The 21,085-nt window shown below is 52.1% G+C and carries 18 protein-coding genes and 1 CRISPR repeat array; of the genes, 10 read left to right on the forward strand and 8 right to left on the reverse strand.

Translation table 11 applies throughout. The features are described 5' to 3' along the window. Window positions 1–109: 109 nt before the first annotated feature. On the reverse strand, window positions 110–409 hold the full coding sequence (locus LIO98_RS14430) for a hypothetical protein (RefSeq protein ID WP_291958742.1): 300 nt from the start codon (window positions 407–409) through the stop codon (window positions 110–112). Here LIO98_RS14430 and LIO98_RS14435 point away from each other — a divergent pair. Both LIO98_RS14435 and LIO98_RS14440 read left to right on the forward strand, forming a co-directional pair. Continuing rightward, complete coding sequence (locus tag LIO98_RS14435) at window positions 396–839, forward strand: sigma factor (RefSeq protein ID WP_291958745.1); 444 nt, start codon at window positions 396–398, stop codon at window positions 837–839. The two genes, LIO98_RS14430 and LIO98_RS14435, sit on opposite strands and share 14 nt — an antisense overlap. Window positions 840–1,071: 232 nt before the next feature. Next, window positions 1,072–2,919, forward strand: a complete 1,848-nt coding sequence (locus LIO98_RS14440) for an Ig-like domain-containing protein (protein ID WP_291958748.1) — start codon at window positions 1,072–1,074, stop codon at window positions 2,917–2,919. 761 nt (window positions 2,920–3,680) lie between these two features. Here the strand turns inward: LIO98_RS14440 and LIO98_RS14445 are convergent. The 7 genes from LIO98_RS14445 to LIO98_RS14475 all read right to left on the reverse strand — a co-directional run bounded on the left by LIO98_RS14445 (window position 3,681) and on the right by LIO98_RS14475 (window position 9,777). After that, window positions 3,681–4,679, reverse strand: coding sequence for a GGGtGRT protein (locus LIO98_RS14445; protein ID WP_066747700.1), 999 nt, complete (start codon window positions 4,677–4,679; stop codon window positions 3,681–3,683). A 12-nt stretch (window positions 4,680–4,691) separates the two neighbouring features. Further along, complete coding sequence (locus tag LIO98_RS14450) at window positions 4,692–5,384, reverse strand: hypothetical protein (protein ID WP_066747697.1); 693 nt, start codon at window positions 5,382–5,384, stop codon at window positions 4,692–4,694. Window positions 5,385–5,505: 121 nt separating this feature from the next. Further along, complete coding sequence (locus LIO98_RS14455; RefSeq protein WP_291958758.1) at window positions 5,506–6,894, reverse strand: phosphomannomutase/phosphoglucomutase; 1,389 nt, start codon at window positions 6,892–6,894, stop codon at window positions 5,506–5,508. A gap of 143 nt (window positions 6,895–7,037) precedes the next feature. After that, window positions 7,038–7,655 (reverse strand): nitroreductase family protein, encoded by a 618-nt coding sequence (locus tag LIO98_RS14460; RefSeq protein ID WP_291958761.1) that lies wholly within the window; start codon window positions 7,653–7,655, stop codon window positions 7,038–7,040. Window positions 7,656–7,683: 28 nt separating this feature from the next. Next, window positions 7,684–8,208 (reverse strand): prepilin peptidase, encoded by a 525-nt coding sequence (locus LIO98_RS14465; protein ID WP_291958763.1) that lies wholly within the window; start codon window positions 8,206–8,208, stop codon window positions 7,684–7,686. Between the two features lie 143 nt (window positions 8,209–8,351). Continuing rightward, on the reverse strand, window positions 8,352–8,969 hold the full coding sequence (locus tag LIO98_RS14470) for a nitroreductase family protein (RefSeq protein ID WP_291958761.1): 618 nt from the start codon (window positions 8,967–8,969) through the stop codon (window positions 8,352–8,354). A gap of 28 nt (window positions 8,970–8,997) precedes the next feature. Then, window positions 8,998–9,777 carry an A24 family peptidase gene (locus LIO98_RS14475; RefSeq protein WP_291958765.1) on the reverse strand — a complete coding sequence of 260 codons (780 nt, stop codon included), beginning with the start codon at window positions 9,775–9,777 and terminating at the stop codon, window positions 8,998–9,000. Between the two features lie 85 nt (window positions 9,778–9,862). Between LIO98_RS14475 and LIO98_RS14480 the strand changes: the two genes are divergently transcribed. The 8 genes from LIO98_RS14480 to cas2 all read left to right on the forward strand — a co-directional run bounded on the left by LIO98_RS14480 (window position 9,863) and on the right by cas2 (window position 18,349). Continuing rightward, window positions 9,863–10,057 carry a 2-hydroxymuconate tautomerase gene (locus LIO98_RS14480; RefSeq protein WP_066747684.1) on the forward strand — a complete coding sequence of 65 codons (195 nt, stop codon included), beginning with the start codon at window positions 9,863–9,865 and terminating at the stop codon, window positions 10,055–10,057. A gap of 554 nt (window positions 10,058–10,611) precedes the next feature. Further along, a complete protein-coding gene (locus LIO98_RS14485) occupies window positions 10,612–12,891 on the forward strand; it encodes a CRISPR-associated endonuclease Cas3'' (RefSeq protein WP_291958768.1) in 2,280 nt (759 codons plus the stop codon). 15 nt (window positions 12,892–12,906) lie between these two features. Further along, window positions 12,907–13,617 carry a type I-C CRISPR-associated protein Cas5c gene (gene cas5c / locus LIO98_RS14490; RefSeq protein WP_273308441.1) on the forward strand — a complete coding sequence of 237 codons (711 nt, stop codon included), beginning with the start codon at window positions 12,907–12,909 and terminating at the stop codon, window positions 13,615–13,617. Further along, window positions 13,614–15,350, forward strand: coding sequence for a type I-C CRISPR-associated protein Cas8c/Csd1 (gene cas8c, locus LIO98_RS14495; RefSeq protein WP_291958776.1), 1,737 nt, complete (start codon window positions 13,614–13,616; stop codon window positions 15,348–15,350). Before cas5c ends, cas8c begins: the two co-directional genes overlap by 4 nt. Window positions 15,351–15,364: 14 nt before the next feature. Continuing rightward, on the forward strand, window positions 15,365–16,327 hold the full coding sequence (gene cas7c / locus LIO98_RS14500; protein ID WP_291958779.1) for a type I-C CRISPR-associated protein Cas7/Csd2: 963 nt from the start codon (window positions 15,365–15,367) through the stop codon (window positions 16,325–16,327). Beyond that, window positions 16,327–16,998, forward strand: coding sequence for a CRISPR-associated protein Cas4 (cas4, locus tag LIO98_RS14505; protein WP_291958783.1), 672 nt, complete (start codon window positions 16,327–16,329; stop codon window positions 16,996–16,998). Before cas7c ends, cas4 begins: the two co-directional genes overlap by 1 nt. Before the next feature lie 16 nt (window positions 16,999–17,014). Continuing rightward, entirely contained in the window at window positions 17,015–18,049 is a 1,035-nt protein-coding gene (gene cas1c / locus LIO98_RS14510; protein WP_291958786.1) for a type I-C CRISPR-associated endonuclease Cas1c, read from the forward strand. Between the two features lie 9 nt (window positions 18,050–18,058). Further along, on the forward strand, window positions 18,059–18,349 hold the full coding sequence (gene cas2 / locus LIO98_RS14515; protein ID WP_291958788.1) for a CRISPR-associated endonuclease Cas2: 291 nt from the start codon (window positions 18,059–18,061) through the stop codon (window positions 18,347–18,349). Between the two features lie 184 nt (window positions 18,350–18,533). Further along, window positions 18,534–21,085: a CRISPR direct-repeat array (repeat unit 31 nt; unit sequence GTCACGCCCTCACGGGCGTGCTAGTTGAAAC).

Here is a 21,085-nt window from a genome sequence, read left to right on the forward strand (position 1 = left end):
GAGAACCGTGTGACACGACTGTCAAGCGATGAAGCTGTTATCTTATTCGTCATGTCCCATTGCCTCCTTTCAGATGATTTACATCGATTGTCTTTCAATGGGTGAAATTTTAGATATAAACGGAGCGATTGTCAACCCCCTTAAGTGAATAAACCGGCGGTTTGTCAATTGCAAAAGTAAAAGCGCCCCCAAAGAGAAATGAGTGTCGCGTTAACTTCTGCAAAAAAGACAAGAGAACGCCGGTCGCATTAACTTTTGCAAAGGAGTCATTTTCTTTTTCCTTTCCATCTTTCCCGATCTTATCCTTTTCCCCAACTTGTAACCGCCCCTCCCGCCGGACACTGTTACCTTTATCAGAGACCGAAAGACCACAAAACAAAAGGAGGGCAACAGAAATGCAGAAAAGCAAAAACTTCCACCTGTTATTGACGAAAGAGACGGAACCTCCAGCAGCGTCTCCCGCCGTCCGGCGGCGCTTCGCCGCCCCTTGCGCGCCTCCGCCGCCCGTGCCGCGCCCGCCGCTGCTTCCCGTGCCAAACCTTCCGCCCGCCGTTCCCGCGCCGGACATCCCCCTGCGGCTGCGCGAAATAATCGAGGACTACACCCCGCTAGTACTTGCCACCGCCTGCCGTTATCAGGGGCGCGGCGCGGACCTCGACGACCTCAAGCAGGAGGGCTACCTCGCGCTGATTCGGCTCGTCCCCCAATGCCCCGATATGAAATGGCTTGCCTACTATCTGAAGACCCGCCTGCCGGGGCATGTGCGCGACGCGGCGGCCCGTCTGCGCAGGGCGCGCGCCGAGGGAGGCGCTGGCGGTGGAATAATGACGGATGAATAATCGCGGGAAAAAAATAAAAAGGCTTCACAAACGCCAAAAACTGCGGTAGGATAATGCGCGAACCAACAAAATATCTACAGTAATAATACTTAATCAGGAGGCAAAAAAAGATGAAAAAACGTCATGACGGCCACAGACTAAACCGGAATACCCCCCCCCAGAACTAAAATCAAGTTTACATTATCGATTACCCTCTCTCTTACTCCTTCTCTTACTGTCACTTACACTAGTATTGGGCGCGGCGCGGAACGCCCCGGCGCTGACGAGCGCGGACGTCGTATATTACGGCAGCTATCCGCAGAGCGGGACCTCGCCTGACTTCAAGGTTGAGCCTATACTTTGGCGCGTGCTCGATACGGGCGGTGGACAGTCGCTGCTGCTCTCGGAACTGATACTTGACGCGGGGATAGCATTCAACCCAGATGTCGACCGCGATGATCCTTACGCTTCATGGTGGAGCGAATCGCAGATTCGTCTCTTCCTCAACGGGAGAGAATATGAGCCGTCGGTCTCCGCGGACGTGACGGGAATAAAGGTGACAAACCCGAAAGGCTATTTCTTTTACGAAAAAGCCTTTAGCGTGGGTGAAGGCGGCGGGATAATAAAAGATAAGGTAGACAACAGTGTAAGATATAATTACCATACCAAATTTGACGCAGGCCCGGAGACGGAGGATAAAATATTCCTCCTCTCTTACGCCGATGTCGATCAGGACCCAAGTAATGAAAATCCTGATAAGGCGCTGGGTAAGAAATACGGCTTTGACAGTTACGAGTCGCACATAGCGGAAGCTACCGATTACTATTTGTGGCAGCCAGGCTTCAATCATAAGGATGAGGAAAGTGGCAAAACGTATGGCGTTTGGTGGCTTCGCTCTCCCGGCTACTACACCTACTCTGAGTCCTACCTCTATTATCTCGGCTACATCTACGATAACTACGTCAACGGTAAGGTGCTCGGTATTCGTCCAGCTTTCCGTTTAAATCTCGGTTGTCTGCTCTTTACCTCCCCCGCCGCGGGCGGAAAACAGGATGGCCTCACCGCCTCGCTCCATAAACAGAGCTACACCTCCGACGATAAAGGAAAATACGAACACAAACTGACCCTCGCTACAAACACCTACAAACTCATGTCGGCAGACGTGACCTCTGGAAAGATAACCGCCGCCAGCGTCGACGTGACCTATTCCGGGGCCTCCACCGGCGCGGGCTACTACCTCGCCACCTCCGTCACGAGCGGCGACCGTGCCCTATACTACGGACGGATAAAGAGCCTTGAGGCCGCCGCCGACAAAAACGGAACCGTCACCTTCGTCATCCCCGAATACCACGACGGCGAAGAGGTCTACATTTTCGTCGAGGGCCGTAATAACAACGGCGACTATAAGACTGACTTCGCGAGCGTGCCGATCTGTATCGCGGGAAGCGGCAGGACGATAAAACCGCTCTCCAAAGACGTGGCAGAGCCACGCCCGGATACCGATTCCATAACTGTAAATCCCTCGGCGCTGACCATCGTAAAGGGTTATGACAAAAAACTCACGGTCTCCTTTGCGCCCGAGGGAGCGCTGGAGGAGGTAGCCTGGAGCAGCAACAAACCTGACTTTGCCGCCGTCGACCCCGTGACGGGAGTCGTCAGCGCGCTGAAGGCGGGGAGCGCGGAGGTCACGGCGAAGACGAAGACGAGCTGCGAAGAGGCCTCCTGTACCGTCACGGTGATTGAAAAACCGCTGAATCCCGCTCTGATCCTCACGCCCGCGGCGATGACGGTCAGCAGGGGTATGACGGAAAAGATAACCGCCGTTTTTCAGGATATAACCGAACAGCCGCTGACCTGGAGCAGCAGCGACCCGACAGTCGCCACGGTGGACAAAGAGGGTAAGGTTACCGCCAAAAGCGAAGGAACATGCGTGATAATGGCGGCCACCGAAGACGGCGCATACAGTGCCTCCTGCGAGGTGAAAGTGACGGCGGCGCACCACGGCGGCGGCTCAGGCGGCTGCAGTACCGCCGGGTTTGGCATGTTCGCGCTGCTCATATCGATGCCGCTCCTCTTTAGAAAAAGCGCGGGCCGTAAATAAGCCCCGTAAGGAGACGGCGGAAATAGTTAAAGCGACGAAGGTTCCTGAATAACAAAAAAAGAGGGAGGTGATGTTCACCCTCCCTCTTCTCTTTCCAATATGTATTAGGAGAAATATTACCTCATCGCCTCTTCAACGGCGACCGTCATATTGCCGCGTGTCAACTTGAGATTGACAATAATCTACGCGTAGCGTAGACTATTAGTAGCTCATCTACTAGCGTAGAAGGAGTTTCTGGGGGCGTATTGATAATGCGCTCCCTGCTTTTTATTGGCGAGAATATCTCTCATATCTTTGGCGCAATTTGCGTAGGGAATGTTCATAGTCGATATAATAACCGGTAATTAATAAACAATATTCTTCCCGTTCCTCGGCTACGACGACGTACTTTTCTTCTTCAAGCATTATATGGATACGGTATGTTGATTTCCATGGTTCTTTCCAGAGCTTTATCCCGCTGCAGTCAGGCAGACATTCATTTTTCCGGCAATTATGGTTTTCCATAAAAGCCCTGACCCAACTGATTCTTTCGCTGCGTCTCAGGTCAGGTTCTCTTTCCGTACTGTCCGTAGAGTAATTTTTACAAGTTACATGGTAGAAGGCTTCTTATGAAATTCTTTTGATGCGCTGAATCTTTGACGTTGGTAATCTGTAGCGTTATCTAAAAATCTTATAAACCAAGGCGAAACATGAAATACAGCGGAGCATAAATAAGAGGGGCGGAGATGTCTGCATCCGCCCCTTTGGAATCATACGTTATATTACCTCATCGCCTCTTCAACGGCGACGGCTACGGCGACGGAGGCGCCGACCATCGGGTTGTTGCCCATGCCGATAAGGCCCATCATATCGACATGCGCGGGGACGGAGGAGCTGCCCGCAAACTGCGCGTCGCTGTGCATGCGGCCCATGGTGTCGGTCATGCCGTAGCTCGCGGGACCGGCGGCCATGTTGTCGGGGTGCAGCGTGCGTCCCGTGCCGCCGCCGGAGGCGACGGAGAAGTATTTTTTGCCGTTTTCGACGGCCCATTTTTTGTAGGTGCCGGCCACGGGGTGCTGGAAGCGCGTGGGGTTCGTCGAATTGCCGGTGATGGAGACGTCGACGCCCTCGTGGCGCATGATCGCCACGCCCTCGTTGACATCATTCGCGCCGTAGCATTTGACTTTCGCCTTGTCGCCGTCGGAGAAGGGTTTTTCCATCGTCACCTCAAGCTCGCCTGTGTACTGGTTGTAGAGCGTCTCCACGAAGGTGAAGCCGTTGATGCGCGAGATGATGTAGGCCGCGTCTTTGCCGAGGCCGTTGAGGATGACGCGCAGCGGATCTTTGCGCACTTTGTTTGCCGTGCGGGCGATGCCGATGGCCCCCTCCGCGGCGGCGAAGGACTCGTGTCCCGCGAGGAAGCAGAAGCATTTTGTATTCTCATGCAGCAGCATCGCGGCGAGGTTGCCGTGGCCGAGGCCGACTTTGCGCTGGTCGGCGACGGAGCCGGGAACGCAGAAGGCCTGAAGCCCTTCGCCGATCTTTTCCGCCGCCGCGGCGGCTGTCTTCGTGCCGCTTTTTATGGCGTTCGCCGCGCCGAGGGTGTAGGCCCAGACGGCGTTGTCAAAGGCGATCGGCTGGATGCCGCGCACGATGGCCGCGACGTCTATTCCCTTTTCCAGGCATAGTTCCCGTGTCTCATCGATGCACTCGAAGCCGATTCCGGCAAGGAATGCATTTATTTTGTCTATCCTGCGGTCGTAACCTTCAAAGTTTGCCATTGCCGTTCCCTCCTACTGCCTGCGCGGATCTATGATCTTATCGGCCTCTGCGTAGCGGCCGTATGTGGCGGTGTTCTTCTCAAAGGCCTCTTTCGGGTCCATGCCTTTGCGTATCGCCTCCATCATCTTGCCGAGCGAAACGTAGCGGTAGCCGATGATCTCGCCGTTTTTATCAAGCGCCTGGTCGAGGATGTAGCCCTCCGCCATTTCAAGGTAGCGCGGGCCCTTTTCCAGGGTCCCGTACATCGTGCCGATCTGCGAGCGCAGCCCTTTGCCGAGGTCCTCAAGCCCCGCGCCCACCGGCAGACCGTTGTCGGAGAAGGCGCTCTGCGTCCTGCCGTAGGCTATCTGGAGGAAGAGTTCGCGCATCGCGGTGTTGATCGCGTCGCAGACGAGGTCGGTGTTGAGCGCCTCAAGGATCGTCTTTCCGGGAAGGATCTCCGCCGCCATCGCCGCGGAGTGGGTCATGCCGGAGCAGCCTATCGTCTCGACGAGCGCCTCCTGGATGACGCCGCCCTTGACGTTGAGCGAGAGTTTACAGGCGCCCTGCTGCGGCGCGCACCAGCCCACGCCGTGCGTAAAGCCTGAGATGTCGCCGATCTGCTTTGATTCGACCCACTTTCCCTCTTCGGGAATAGGCGCGGGACCGTGGTTGGCGCCCTTTGCCACACATACCATTTCTTCAACTTCGCGAGAGCACTGCATGTAATATGTCTCCTCCTTAAGTTTCCACTTTTGGAATAAATCTGTCCGCATATTTTGTCTCATGCGGCTGTTTTAACTGCTCCGCAGGCGCGGGATTCGCTGTGCTGCTGTTTTGCGGCGATTAGTAGCCCCACTCGAAATCGGGACTTCCCGCCGCCAGCAGACGCCGCTTCATGTCCTTTGTTATCTCGTCCAGAGCCTCTTCGGTACGTCCCTCGCAGCGCGCGACGAGCACCGGCTGGGTGTTTGAGGGGCGCACGAGCCCCCAGCCGTCGCGGTATATTATCCGCACGCCGTCAACGGTGATCGTCTCAAGTTTTTCCGCGAGAGCCTCCTCCTTCACACGCTCGACGACGCCGAATTTGACGTCGTCGGGGCAGTCGTAGCGCGTCTCGATCGTCGAGGGGTAGATGGGGATGGCCGCCATCAGCTCGGTGAGCGTCTTGTCCGTGTTTGAGATGATTCGCGCCAGCCGTCCCGCGGCGTAGAAGGCGTCGTCATAGCCGAAATATTCGTCGGCGAAGAACATGTGGCCGGAGACCTCGCCGGAGAAAAGGGCGTGTTCTTCGCGCATCTTCGCCTTGACGAGTGAGTGTCCCGCGTTCCACCAAATCGGACGGCCTCCGAGCCTTTCCACCGTCTCCGGCAGCGCCATCGAGCTCTTTACCTCGCAGATGGCCAGCGCGCCGGGATGCTTCGGCAGTATCTCGCTCCAGTAGAGCGCCATCAGGCGGTCGCCCCAGATGACCTCGCCGTTGTTGTCCACCACGCCTATGCGGTCGGAGTCGCCGTCAAAGCCGACGCCGAAGTCCGCGCCGCTCTCCTTCACCGCGGCGATCAGCGCCGGGAGGTTCTCGCGCTTAGTCGGGTCAGGATGGTGGTTGGGGAAGTGTCCGTCTGGCGTGCTGTAGAGCTCCGTCACCTCGCAGCCGATGCGGCGCAGGAACTCCGGCGCATAAAGGCCGCCGGTGCCGTTGCCGGAGTCGCAGACTATTTTGGGTTTGCGCGGACCGAGGGTTATCTTTGAAACGAGCATGTCGATGTATTCGGCGTTGATGTCGGCGCTCTTACAGCTGCCCGGCCTCTCCGCCTCAGCCATGTCGTCGGCCTCTATCATTTTGTATATCGACTGGATGTCGTCGCCCCACAGCGTGGCCTTATCGTAGGCGACCTTCAGTCCGTTGAACTCCTTCGGGTTGTGGCTGCCGGTCACCATGATGCCGCCGCCGACGTCGAAGCGATAGAGGCTCCAGTAAAAGGTCGGTGTCGAGACGAGCCCGATGTCGGTGACGTTGACGCCCGCCGCGTTGAGTCCGCGTGCGGCGGCGGCCTTTATGCGCGGGGTGGAAAGCCTCGCGTCTCCGCCAAGGGTGGCCGCGGTGACGCCGCGGCGCATGAGCCAGGTGCCAAAGGCCCTGCCGATGAGAAATACGTGCTCGTCGGTGAGCTCGGCATCTGCAATGCCTCTTATATCATATTCGCGAAAGATGTGCGCGGGGACAAAACTCATAGTAATACCTCCGTTTCAGCGGTAAAACATTTCAAATAAAGTATATAGCTTTTGCGCGGCTTTTGCAACAGAGAGGTGCGCGAATATAGTCAGCGGCCCGAGGCGTTCTCAGGCCGCTGGCTCAATAGCTGGTATCCCGTCGGTTACTGTCTGCCGACCACCATGACGCCCGTTATCTTCATAATCGGGCCGAGCATCAGCGCCGCCTCGATGTTTACCTTATTGAAGGAGGCGAGGAAGCGGGTTTTGAGACCGAGCGCCTCGGCGGCGAGGTAGACGTTCTGTGACATCGCGCCGGTGGCGATGTAATTGTAATTATCGACGTTCATAGTGCCCTTGCTGACGAAGACCAGGATGCAGGGGGCGCTCTTGGCATAGTCCTGCGTCACGGCGCGGCTTGTCAGCTCCTTTTCCGTGGTCTGCTGCATCAGGGCGTTCTTCTCCCAGTTGTAAAGATAGCCGCCGCTCTTGAGCAGCACATATACGGAGACGTAGGGCTCGCGGCCCATCGCCATCGGCACAGTCCAGCCCTTGGGCTCGCGGTTTTTGCCCGTCGCCGCCCAGAGGATCGTGGAAAGCTCCTTCAGCGAGAGCTCTTCATTGGAGAAAGCCTTCTGCTCGGCCGAGGCCCGGCCGGCGATCGCCTCCATAACGGAGGGGCCGCCGGTTTTATCCGGCTCTACCAGAACGATGTTGCCCGCCATCGCGGCGGAGGCGGCGGCAAGCAGGAGCGCCGCGGTGAGCGATAGTATCTTTTTCATAAGTTGTTCCTCCTTAAATTGTTTTCACCTAAAAAATATTCCATGGCCACTGTGTGATATACCCCAGATATGGCAGTATTTTACTCCCAAATAGCATAGAGAGGACCATTCCCACGCAGAGAAAAGGCCCCAGCGGCACCGCTGTTTTGCGTGTCACCCTCTTCGCGAGCAGCAGGGGGATCACCACGAGGCCGCCGCACATAAAGCCGAGATAGAGAGAGAGAAGCGTCAGCTTGAAGCCCATGAAAGCGCCGATGCCTAGCATCAGCACCGCGTCGCCGAGCCCCATCCGGCCGCGGCTCGCCACGATTATCGCCCCGATCACCCCGAATCCCGCTAGCGCGCCAAAGAGGCCGTCCAGCAGCCCCGGCCAGCCGTGGGCTGCGCGCAGCAGCATGCCGCAGACCGCCATCGCCACCGCCCATGAGCCGCGGCGCATGAGCCAGGTGCCAAAGGCCCTGCCGATGAGAAATACGTGCTCGTCGGTGAGCTCGGCATCTGCAATGCCTCTTATATCATATTCGCGAAAGATGTGCGCGGGGACAAAACTCATAGTAATACCTCCGTTTCAGCGGTAAAACATTTCAAATAAAGTATATAGCTTTTGCGCGGCTTTTGCAACAGAGAGGTGCGCGAATATAGTCAGCGGCCCGAGGCGTTCTCAGGCCGCTGGCTCAATAGCTGGTATCCCGTCGGTTACTGTCTGCCGACCACCATGACGCCCGTTATCTTCATAATCGGGCCGAGCATCAGCGCCGCCTCGATGTTTACCTTATTGAAGGAGGCGAGGAAGCGGGTTTTGAGACCGAGCGCCTCGGCGGCGAGGTAGACGTTCTGTGACATCGCGCCGGTGGCGATGTAATTGTAATTATCGACGTTCATAGTGCCCTTGCTGACGAAGACCAGGATGCAGGGGGCGCTCTTGGCATAGTCCTGCGTCACGGCGCGGCTTGTCAGCTCCTTTTCCGTGGTCTGCTGCATCAGGGCGTTCTTCTCCCAGTTGTAAAGATAGCCGCCGCTCTTGAGCAGCACATATACGGAGACGTAGGGCTCGCGGCCCATCGCCATCGGCACAGTCCAGCCCTTGGGCTCGCGGTTTTTGCCCGTCGCCGCCCAGAGGATCGTGGAAAGCTCCTTCAGCGAGAGCTCTTCATTGGAGAAAGCCTTCTGCTCGGCCGAGGCCCGGCCGGCGATCGCCTCCATAACGGAGGGGCCGCCGGTTTTATCCGGCTCTACCAGAACGATGTTGCCCGCCATCGCGGCGGAGGCGGCGGCAAGCAGGAGCGCCGCGGTGAGCGATAGTATCTTTTTCATAAGTTGTTCCTCCTTAAATTGTTTTCACCTAAAAAATATTCCATGGCCACTGTGTGATATACCCCAGATATGGCAGTATTTTACTCCCAAATAGCATAGAGAGGACCATTCCCACGCAGAGAAAAGGCCCCAGCGGCACCGCTGTTTTGCGTGTCACCCTCTTCGCGAGCAGCAGGGGGATCACCACGAGGCCGCCGCACATAAAGCCGAGATAGAGAGAGAGAAGCGTCAGCTTGAAGCCCATGAAAGCGCCGATGCCTAGCATCAGCACCGCGTCGCCGAGCCCCATCCGGCCGCGGCTCGCCACGATTATCGCCCCGATCACCCCGAATCCCGCTAGCGCGCCAAAGAGGCCGTCCAGCAGCCCCGGCCAGCCGTGGGCTGCGCGCAGCAGCATGCCGCAGACCGCCATCGCCACCGCCCATGAGTCGTAAATGTAACCTGTTTCGAGGTCCGTCAGCGTATTGAAGGCCAGGAAGGGGAGTGAAGCTCCGGCAAAGGCGAGAGCGGGCGTCAGTCCGAAACGCCAAGTAAAAAGCGCCGCGAGCGCGCCGCATGAGAGTTCCGCCGTAAAGTGGCGCAGCGGAATCGGCGCGCGGCAGCTGCGGCACCGTCCCTGAAGGACGACGAAAGAGATGACGGGAATCAGATCGCAGGAAGAGAGCACCCGCCCGCAGCTGTCACAGACCGAACGTTCCCGTCCCCACCATTTTTTCTCCGCCACCGTGCGCATTGCCGCCGCGTTTGCGAAAGAACCGAGGGCCGCGCCAAGACAGAAGCCCAGAAATATATAAATACCGCCGACCATATAGACACCCCAAGCGTAGAGCGATTAAAATATAGATTATATTTTACACGCAACCGCCGATATTTCATAATAAGGAGATGCGAAAATGCCGATCGTTATGGTAAACATCAAAGAGGGGCGCACCGTGGAGCAGAAGCGCGCGATGGTGACGGGTATGACGAAGGTCGTCAGCGAAACGATGGACGTGCCGCAGAGCGCCGTGCGCATCATCATCAACGAGATGAAAGGGGAAAACTTCGCGATCGCCGGCACGCTGGTCTGTGACGCTCCCGCGAAATAGGCAATAAAAAGACAGCAAGAAACGGACGCGGCTATCCTCAGAGGCGGTACGGTATTTGTACCGTATCTGAGAATGGCCGCGGCTTTTGTCGGTTATTTGCGTAAAAATCCTTGCAGGGTCCCTCGGCAGGCCATTCTTGATGTCAATCATCGCCGTCTCGCTGCCACTTAATCTGACAAGATATGGAATAGTAGTGCCGAGTAACGAGATGTCGCCGTCATTGGAATAGTAAAGCCCCTAAAAAATAAAAGATTTCGCAGGCAAACTTACTTTAGCTAAGAAAAAAGACGCTCGCACGTAATGTAGAATTTTCCTTATTTATTTAAGGGCTTATGCTATAATACTTACATTCATAAATTGTCGCGTGTAAAAACGTGTTTAGTTGAAACTATGTCATAGTAGGGCGTCTACCCGGTAGCAATGGGTAGCGCTTTCTTTGTTATGTTAATGATTACTAAGAAAACATATTGCTTATATACCAACTATAACATAGAATAAAAATATAAAAAATAGCTATTGCAAATACAAAATATTAGTTTTGGAGGGTATTTGTTATGGAATATCTTGCTCATATATCCGGTGACTTGACGCGAACGCAGCCTTTGGATGAGCACTTGACGAACACGGCAAAGACCGCCTCGCAATTTGCTGCTGCGATGGGCGAATCTGCATGCGCATATATGATAGGGATACTGCATGATCAAGGTAAGTACCGCAATTCATGGATGTGTTATTTAAAAAAGGCCTCCGGATATGATCCCTCAATTCCTGACGAATTGTGTGAACGTGGCACGCATTCCACCGCCGGAGCCGCTTGGCTGTTAAATAATATGTCACAACCGGAATCTCTGCTTCTTTCATACACAATTCTTGGCCATCACGCCGGGCTTCCGGATTTTTATGATGGCTGCGGGGAGAGTCTGACGTCAAGGCTTTTCGAAGATGGTATATTAAAGGCAGGGCTTCTTGAAGAGATAAATTTCGGCGAAGTAAAGATCCCGGAGGTCGTCTTTCCCTCTCAAAAAATTGCGGAAATGCAGGATGAATATAAGCATCTTTGGGTCAGGCTGATCTTTTCATCTTTGGTGGACTCGGATTATTTAGACACCGAGAAGTTCATGGATAACGATGTAAATGCGGCAAGGGGCACGCGTGCCACGCTTGCACAGCTCAAAGAGAGGTTTGACTCTTTTATGGAGTCCAAATGCGCTTCCGCATCGCAGACCCAGGTCAATAAGATTAGAGCGGAGATACTTAAGCAATGTATTTTGGCCGCTAGGGGTCCTGCGGGTTTTTATTCGCTGACTGTTCCCACCGGAGGCGGCAAAACTCTTTCTGCGATGGCTTTTGCATTGGAACATGCCCTGAAAAATAATAAGCGGCGCGTCATAATGGCCATTCCATACACCAGCATTATAGAACAGACTGCCAAAACTTATAAATACGGAACCGATGACGATGAAAAAATAAAAATAATGAAGGAGCGCGGCGAATTTCTTTTTGGAGAAGAAAATGTGCTGGAACATCACAGCAATATTGACCCGGATAAAGAGCTTTATATGAATTTCCTCGCCTCACAGAATTGGGATGCTCCGGTGGTGGTGACGACCAATGTCCAGCTCTTTGAATCACTTCTTGCCGCGAAGCCTTCCCGCTGCCGCAAGCTTCATAATCTTGCGCATAGTGTCATTATTTTAGACGAGGCTCAGAAGATCCCGGCGGAGTATCTGCATCCGGTATTGTCGGTCCTTAAGGGACTGGTGAAATACTTTGGCGTCACGGTCCTCTTCTGTACAGCCACACAACCGGCACTTACCGGCCAGATTGGTTCATCCAATACATGTATTGAGGGTATCAGCGGGTGTACTGAGATCATAAAGGACCCTGTACGGCTATATGAAGATCTGAAGCGTGTAGAGTATATGGTCTATAAAAACGATATAAATGTCAGATCTTCATGGGAAGAGATTGCTGAAGAGCTGAAAAAAGTTTCGCAGGTGTTGTGTATAGTAAATAAACGCCGAGACTGCCGCGAGTTAATGAAATATATGCCTGAGGGAACAATACAGCTTTCAGGGCTAATGTGCGGCGAAGAGATAAGCTCCATTATTACTGAAATAAAGCAGCTCCTTAAAGAGGGCAGACCTGTGCGTGTTGTCTCAACACAGCTCATTGAGGCTGGCGTGGATTTAGATTTTCCCGAGGTTTGGCGCGCTCTTGCCCAGCTGGATTCAATTGTTCAGGCGGCTGGGCGAGCCAACAGGGAGGGAAGGTTAAAAGATGATTCCGGTAACCCCAGACTTGGCAGAGTCGTTGTTTTCAATCCCGAGTCGGAACCTTTCGGTGAGATAAAGATTGGGGCGCAGATAACGTCCAGCTTGGCGCGCAAAGCCGACTATTTTGATTCCCTATCTGCCGGTTCTTTTAATTTGTATTTCAAAAAATTCTATGCGGAGCACCAAAAACTTGATAAATGTGACTATGAAAAGCTGCTTGTCGATGAAACGGACTGCGGCAGGTTCCAGTTCAGGAGTTTTGCGGAGGAGTTTAAGCTCATTGATACCTCCGGACAAAAAACTGTTTTTGTTCCCTTTGCCGATGGCGAAAAACTGATCTGCCAGCTGCGCGAAGGACATCCGGACCGCAGACTGATGTGCCGGCTGCAGCGTTTCTCAGTAAACATTCCCGTCTGTCTTTTTAACGATATCTATCAGAAAGGAGGCATCGAGGTCGTAAATAATTATTATGTTTTAAACAACGGTTTTTATGAACCCGGTAAGGGGGTGCTTATGGGCGAATTCTATAACTATGACGACCATAACTTTATCTATTGATGAGGAGGGGTGTGGATGGAATTTCATGATCCTGTCTATTGTCTGGAAGTATGGGGAGATTACGCCTGCTTTACGCGTCCGGAGCTTAAAGTTGAACGCGTCAGCTATGACATAATAACACCGTCTTCCGCGAGGATGATTTTTCAGACTGTATTTTGGAAACCGGCGATCAGATGGCAGGTCGAAAGGATTGATCTGCTAAATCCTATACGCTGGATATCTGTCAGACGGAATGAAACGGCAAAGCTGTGTTCTCCTAATGTAAAAAGTTTCTACATTGAGGAGGTGCGGCAACAGAAGTCGGGGCTTTTTCTGCGGGATGTTAGATACAGGATTTTCGCGAGGCAGATATATCTTCCCCCGGATAAACGGCCGCAGGCTAAAAAAGCGATCAGCGAGGAATTCTATGATATGGAGGAGCGTGAGACTAACCGCAGAGACGAGAATCCCGGAAAGTACCATGCTATGTTTGAAAGAAGAGCGAAAAAGGGGCAATGCCTCTTCCAGCCATACTTGGGATGCCGTGAATTCAGCTGTTACTTCAAGCTTATAGCGGAAGCCGCGGCAGAGGCGCCTCCGATACGAGAAACGCGGGATCTGGGTCTGATGCTCTACGATATGGATTACAGCGACGAGGCCGATATCACGCCGATGTTTTTCAGAGCGCAGATGAAGGACGGTACAGTCCTTGTGCCGCAGCCTGAGAGTGAGATGATATACAGATGATATTACAGGCGCTCGCGGACTATTACATTAGAGAATCTAAAAGAAAACAAAGCCGTATAGCCCCCTACGGTATGGAGAAAAAAGAGATCAAGTTCATTATTGAAATTGATGAAAATGGCGATTTTGTTAATTTGATAGACACGCGAACTGACGGTAAAAATGGCAAAATAATTCTTGTGCCAAAATCAATAGGCAGATCCGGCTCTAACAGCTGGCAGACAGCCAACCTGCTGTGGGACCATTATGGATATGTTCTGGGACAGTCTCAGCTTAACAAAGATAATATCAATGCGTCGGGACAGAAGGAGTCTTTTATCGCCAAGCTCGAGTCTTTGCCGGAAGAGTTAAAAGAGAACAGGGAGATCTCTGCCGTCAGGAAGTTCTATAAAGGGGATGGCGTTCGAAAGGTCTTAGAGCATCAGAACTGGCCAAAGTGCCATAAGATACCCGGGTGTAATCTCACTTTTCAGCTTGACGATGAAAGCGTACCTGTGACAGAAAATGTTGAACTTCGCAGATGGCTATCCACTCAAAATGAAGAGCAGGAAAATTTTGACGACAAGACGGGGAAGATAATTGGAAGATGTCTCGTCACCGGAGAAGTCGGTGAAATTGCCAGAACGCATTCTAAAGTGAGGATTGGCGGAAATCAGGCTACTCTTGTAGGATTCCAAAAAGACAGCGGTTATGATTCATATGGCAAAGAGCAAGGATATAACGCACCGATATCTCAAAAGGCGCAGTTCTATTATGTTACAGCTTTAAACACGCTTTTAAATTCAGAGTATAACCGGATGAACCTGGGAGACGTGGTGTTGCTCTTCTGGACGGCTCCTAAAATTCTTACTGACGAGACGGCGGAAAAGGCTGAAAAGGGCGTTAAGCTTATGTGTAGTTCTCTCAAAGACAACGCCAATCTGGGGACTGAAAATGTAAAAAATATTTTTGAATCAATTTTTACCGGTAAAATTCCAAGTGATGTTGGAGACCGTTTTTACATTCTCGGTCTGTCTCCAAACAAAGCCAGGATCAGTGTAGTTTTTTGGAAAAACGGCAGCATTAAAGAAATAGCACAAAACATTCTCCAATACTTCAAAGACATAGAAATTATTAAAAATTCAGAATGGAGGGATATTACATTTAGGGATATTTTATCTTCTTCGGAATATAAGGGGAAAGTTGAAAATGTTCCGCCGAACATGATACCGGCTTTGATATACTCCGTGTTTAACGGTATGCCATATCCATCGGCGCTCTTTGGCCACATTATGGAAAGGGTACGGGCGGAAAGAAATCCCACTGTTTCGCGAGTTGCATTTATTAAGGCGTATCTGAATCGAAAATATAAAAATATAAAAGGAGTTGAAATAATAATGGGCCTCGACAGGGAAAATGTACTCCCAGCCTACAGGCTGGGGCGGCTCTTTGCCGTTCTTGAAAAAATTCAGGAGGAGGCGAATCCCGGGATCAACGCAACGATACGCGACCGGTTCTACGGTGCAATGTCCTCATGCCCGGCCTCCGTTTTTCCCATCTTGATAAGGCTTATGAATCATCATCTGGGAAAGCTCTCGGTGGAACGTAAAAATAAATTAGAGAGTGAAATCACGGAAATATTCTCATCATTGCAGCCGGAGGTGATGCCAAAGCACCTTTACCTGGAGGAACAGGGATATTTTGCCATCGGGTATTACCACGAACGTCAGTATCTATATCCACAAAAAGAAAATTAAAGGAGGATATTGTTATGAGTGAACTTAAAAATAAATACGATTTTATGTTCTTTTTTGATGTTAAGGACGGTAATCCAAACGGTGATCCCGACGCGGGAAATCTTCCGCGCATTGACGCCGAAACTGGCGATGGACTTGTAACGGATGTCTGTATCAAAAGAAAGATACGCAATTATTTCCAGACGGTATCGCCAGATAAGTATGGTTTTGACATTTTTGTAAAGGAAAAGGCCGTCTTAAATAACATGATCGGGGCAATGTACGATGAACAAAACGGCGGCAGGGTTCCCACAACTCCGACCGAAAGCCAGGAATTTGAAGATAAGACGCAGGCTGGGATGTGCAGGAAATATTTTGACATACGGGCTTTTGGCGCGGTGATGAGCACCGGAAATAAAGAAGAGGCAGAGGGTTCTTCCGATGCGGCTGAATCATTAGAGGAAGAAAAAGGCGATAAGAAGAAAAAGGGAGCGGGAAAGGGGAAAATAGTTAAAAAAGCCGGACAGGTGAGAGGGCCTGTGCAGTTTACCTTTTCCAGATCCGTTGAACCAGTTATCGCGCAAGAACACGCAATCACCCGAATGGCCGTGACGAATGAAAAGGACATAGAGAAGGAACGTACAATGGGACGTAAATTTACCATTCCCTACGGCCTCTATTGCGGATACGGTTTTATTTCGCCGCAGCTTGCAGGAAAAACAAGATTCACAGAAGAAGATCTGCAGGAGCTCTGGAAGGCGATGGAAAATATGTTTGAATTTGATCATTCAGCGGCGCGGGGACTGATGAGCCTTAGGAAACTGATTGTCTTCAAACATGATTCAGCGCTAGGTGACAGACCTGCGCAAGAGCTTTTTGACAGAGTAAAATGTGAACGTGCCACAGAAGGTCCTGCTCGCAGCTTCAGTGATTATATAATCAACGTAGATGGAAAATCCAATAAAAAGGTATTTGAAGAGATCCCGGCGAAATCGTAATGTACGCCGATGATGATCTCCTTCTGATATCAGGTCTGCAGCATCTGGCCTTCTGCGAAAGGCAGTGGATGCTCATTCATGTCGAACAGCTATGGGCCGAGAATCTTCTTACCATCGAGGGAGATCATCTGCACACGAATGTGCACCAGATCGGGAGTGAAAGCCGTGGCGAGGTCAAACTCGCCACGGGTCTCCAGCTCCGTTCGTCGGAGCTTGGCCTTTACGGCATAGCGGATATGGTTGAATTCTATCGCGACGACGAAAATGGCGTCATCATACCAAGCTTTAAAGATAAGACAAAAAGATGGAGGCCGTATCCCGTAGAATACAAACGCGGGCGCAGACGTTGGGATATCGCGGACGAAGTGCAGATGTGCGCACAGGCTATTTGCCTTGAGGAGATGTTGTGCTGCTCTATTACAGAGGGCGCTATCTTTTATGGTGAACCAAAGAGAAGAACAAAAATAGCACTTACTGAGGAGCTGCGCAGTGAAGTTGCCGCAAAATGCAACAGGGCGCGCCTTTTGGCCTCCGGCGCGGAGACACCGGCCTATACGCCTGGAAAACAATGTAAAAATTGTTCTATGCGGGAGCATTGCATGCCAGAAGAAACTCATTTGGCGGACAGATCGCGGAAATATTTAGACAATATATTTAAGCAGAAATGTTGACCTTGGGGGAAAGACAATGAAAAGATTGCTGAACAGCCTCTTTGTAATGACCCAGGGAGCGTGGCTTTCCCAAAAAGGAGAAAACATAATAGTTCACCTGAATAAAGAGGAAAGCCGTGCCTTCCCGATTCACATATTTGACTCTGTGCTGTGTTTCGGGCAGGTAAGCGTGACACCGCCGCTTATGGGGGTTTGTGCTGAGCATGGAGTGTCAATCTCTTTCTTCACTGAATATGGGAAATTTTTGGCTTCGGTTCATGGTCCTGTCAGTGGAAATGTCCTCCTTCGCAAAGAGCAATATCGTATATCAGACTCACCGCAGCGCAGCGCCAGCATCGTACGGAGCCTTCTTGCGGCAAAAATAAGCAACAGCCGTGTTGTCCTCCAACGTTTCTTACGGGATCATCCGCAGGGTGGTACTATAGAAAAATTTTTTAGGGAGAATATCGGCCAGCTTGAAGGGTATCTTGCGCAGCTTCGCGACAAAGACAACATAGAAGAGATGCGTGGGATAGAGGGGATATCGGCAAGGCTCTACTTTGATCTGTTTGATAAACTCATAATACAGCAGAATGACGACTTTAAATTCACAGAAAGAAACAGACGCCCGCCAAGGGACAGGGTGAATGCGATGCTCTCTTTCGTCTACACACTCCTTACAAACGACGTAAAATCAGCGCTGCATGGCGTTGGGCTGGATCCCGCCGTAGGTTTTTTGCACAAAGACAGGCCCGGGCGCGCAAGCTTGGCTCTTGATATGATGGAAGAGTTCAGGAGTTGGTGGGCTGACAGATTTGTACTCTCCCTCATAAACCTTAAGCAGGTCAAGGGCTCAGGGTTCACATTTTCAGAAAGTGGAGCCGTTATCATGACCGAGGAGGCGCGCAAAACGGTGATATCCGAGTGGCAGTCACGCAAACAGGACGAAGTGATTCATCCATATACTGGTGAAAAAATTCTGATAGGCCAGCTGCCTCATCTTCAGGCTATGCTGCTTGCACGGCACATACGCGGCGATATGCAGGAATACCCGCCATATATCTGGAAGTAGGAATGAGAGATGCTCGTTGTGGTAAGCTATGACGTCAATGTCAGCAGTGAAGGCGGTGCGAAGCGTCTAAGGAAAATCGCCAAACTCTGTGAAAACCATGGACAGAGAGTCCAGTTCTCTGTCTTTGAATGTCTGGTTGACCCGGTACAATGGTCCGAGTTAAAATTTCAGTTAGAGAAGAGCATTGATAATCAGAAAGATAGCCTAAGATATTACTTTTTGGGAGCAAACTGGCAAAGAAGAGTAGAACATGTCGGAGTGAAAGAACCATATGATCCTCAAGGATTGCTTTTGCTGTAACATGTATATTTGTGTGTGCGCGAACCCCAAGCATCCGAAAAAATGTTAGAGGGCTCGCGCTCTTGTCTATATCTGGCTTATACAAAGTTTATTTAAAAAACGTACCATGAAAAAGCGAACGAAAAGATGCGTTCGCGCAATAAGGGAAATTTTTGTTAAAATGAGTGCCTTTGGAAGCACTGCCGTCACGCCCTCACGGGCATGCTAGTTGAAACATATGTTCGGGGATATCAGGGTTAATTCGGATCGTCACGCCCTCACGGGCGTGCTAGTTGAAACTAATCCCATTTTCGTTAACCTCCCGCTTGTGATAGTCACGCCCTCACGGGCGTGCTAGTTGAAACGTCGTTGTTGTCATCTCATTACCCCCCTCACGTTGTCACGCCCTCACGGGCGTGCTAGTTGAAACAAATAGTTCCGCCTGTCCAAGCTCACGGCGCGGTCACGCCCTCACGGGCGTGCTAGTTGAAACTGCTGTTGAATCTGCTGTAGAAGTCGGGAGTCGCAGTCACGCCCTCACGGGCGTGCTAGTTGAAACATGTACAGTCCGTTTGCATTCTCGCCGCTCTCCACGTCACGCCCTCACGGGCGTGCTAGTTGAAACTTATTCTTGCCCGCGCGGTGGTGAGGCAGGACGAGTCACGCCCTCACGGGCGTGCTAGTTGAAACTATATAACCTTTTGCCGCCAGATCGTGCGAAATTGTCACGCCCTCACGGGCGTGCTAGTTGAAACAAATCTTGCACGTATGGAGGAATTGATTTCCCGTCACGCCCTCACGGGCGTGCTAGTTGAAACCAAGTGCATCTGCAATAAGGCCAACTGATGTGGAGTCACGCCCTCACGGGCGTGCTAGTTGAAACTGACATAATTTCCAATAGTCGTTCCGTCAGTTCCGTCACGCCCTCACGGGCGTGCTAGTTGAAACGTGCCTGTGAAGCCCATCGCAAGAAGTGTGAAACCGTCACGCCCTCACGGGCGTGCTAGTTGAAACCTGATAGACGGGCTTGAAAAACTCCGCACGTTCGTCACGCCCTCACGGGCGTGCTAGTTGAAACCTGATGGACTGCCTGAAACGGTTCGACGGCGTGGGTCACGCCCTCACGGGCGTGCTAGTTGAAACGTGGAATAAGATCGCAATGGTTATTGGGTCCTCGTCACGCCCTCACGGGCGTGCTAGTTGAAACACAGAAACCGGCCAGCCCCAAGTCAGCGAAACCGTCACGCCCTCACGGGCGTGCTAGTTGAAACTAGTTATGTTTACGATAAATATGTGTTTCCAGGTCACGCCCTCACGGGCGTGCTAGTTGAAACTGGTGTGACAAGAATTAAATTAAAGTTTTTATGTCACGCCCTCACGGGCGTGCTAGTTGAAACATAGCGTTCGTATGTGACGCCGACCGCTCACATAGTCACGCCCTCACGGGCGTGCTAGTTGAAACCATTTCCATCCCTATCCACCGCCGCCCGGTGGCCTGTCACGCCCTCACGGGCGTGCTAGTTGAAACATTGAGGCGCGTACTAGCCATGCTCCTAAATCGTCACGCCCTCACGGGCGTGCTAGTTGAAACATGATCGCCAACATCGACCGAGACGTATTCTCTCCGTCACGCCCTCACGGGCGTGCTAGTTGAAACAGTAAAATATTCCTTGACCCTGTCCTGCATCCAGTCACGCCCTCACGGGCGTGCTAGTTGAAACATCCCATTTGTATCGGGCCCGCCATCGGAAGATGTCACGCCCTCACGGGCGTGCTAGTTGAAACGCGTAAATCCCGTCGCGCTCCTTCTCACGCAGATAGTCACTCCCTCACGGGCGTGCTAGTTGAAACTTGTCCAGAACGGGATACCGGCGGCAGTCGAAATGTCACGCCCTCACGGGCGTGCTAGTTGAAACCACTACACCGCCGTCTTTTGCTTCAAGTATTTCGGTCACGCCCTCACGGGCGTGCTAGTTGAAACGATCCCCTTGCGGATTATACGGTTGGCGATCCCGTCACGCCCTCACGAGCGTGCTAGTTGAAACATGTCGTTGAAGCATGTCTGTTTGTACGCTTCGTGTCACGCCCTCACGGGCGTGCTAGTTGAAACAACGTGTCGGGGAAGAAACTGAAAGCGTGTATGGGTCACGCCCTCACGGGCGTGCTAGTTGAAACTCACTTCCTTAAAAAATAATAAAGCCCCGCCAGTTGTCACGCCCTCACGGGCGTGCTAGTTGAAACTTTGCGATATCGGAGATGCGCAGCGAAAGAAGGTGTCACGCCCTCACGGGCGTGCTAGTTGAAACCCGTAAATTGGCACATGAATTATTTTGCCCGAGTCACGCCCTCACGGGCGTGCTAGTTGAAACAGTTATGTTTACGATAAATATGTGTTTCCAGCTCGTCACGCCCTCACGGGTGTGCTAGTTGAAACTTCTTCAAGGTAGCCGAGTTCCCAGGCTGTTTGGTCACGCCCTCACGGGCGTGCTAGTTGAAACTATGACCATGCGTCCGAATGGTTCGGCTTCGGGGGTCACGCCCTCACGGGCGTGCTAGTTGAAACTCGACACAGGCTTTGCCTATTACGTGGCAGACCGTCACGCCCTCACGGGCGTGCTAGTTGAAACATGTCGTTGAAGCAGGTCTGTTTGTACGCCTCGGTCACGCCCTCACGGGCGTGCTAGTTGAAACTGTATTATGTTGCCGTGTTCGTCAACCAGTGATAAGTCACGCCCTCACGGGCGTGCTAGTTGAAAC

It is taken from the genome of Cloacibacillus sp. (assembly GCF_020860125.1).
Lineage (GTDB): Bacteria > Synergistota > Synergistia > Synergistales > Synergistaceae > Cloacibacillus.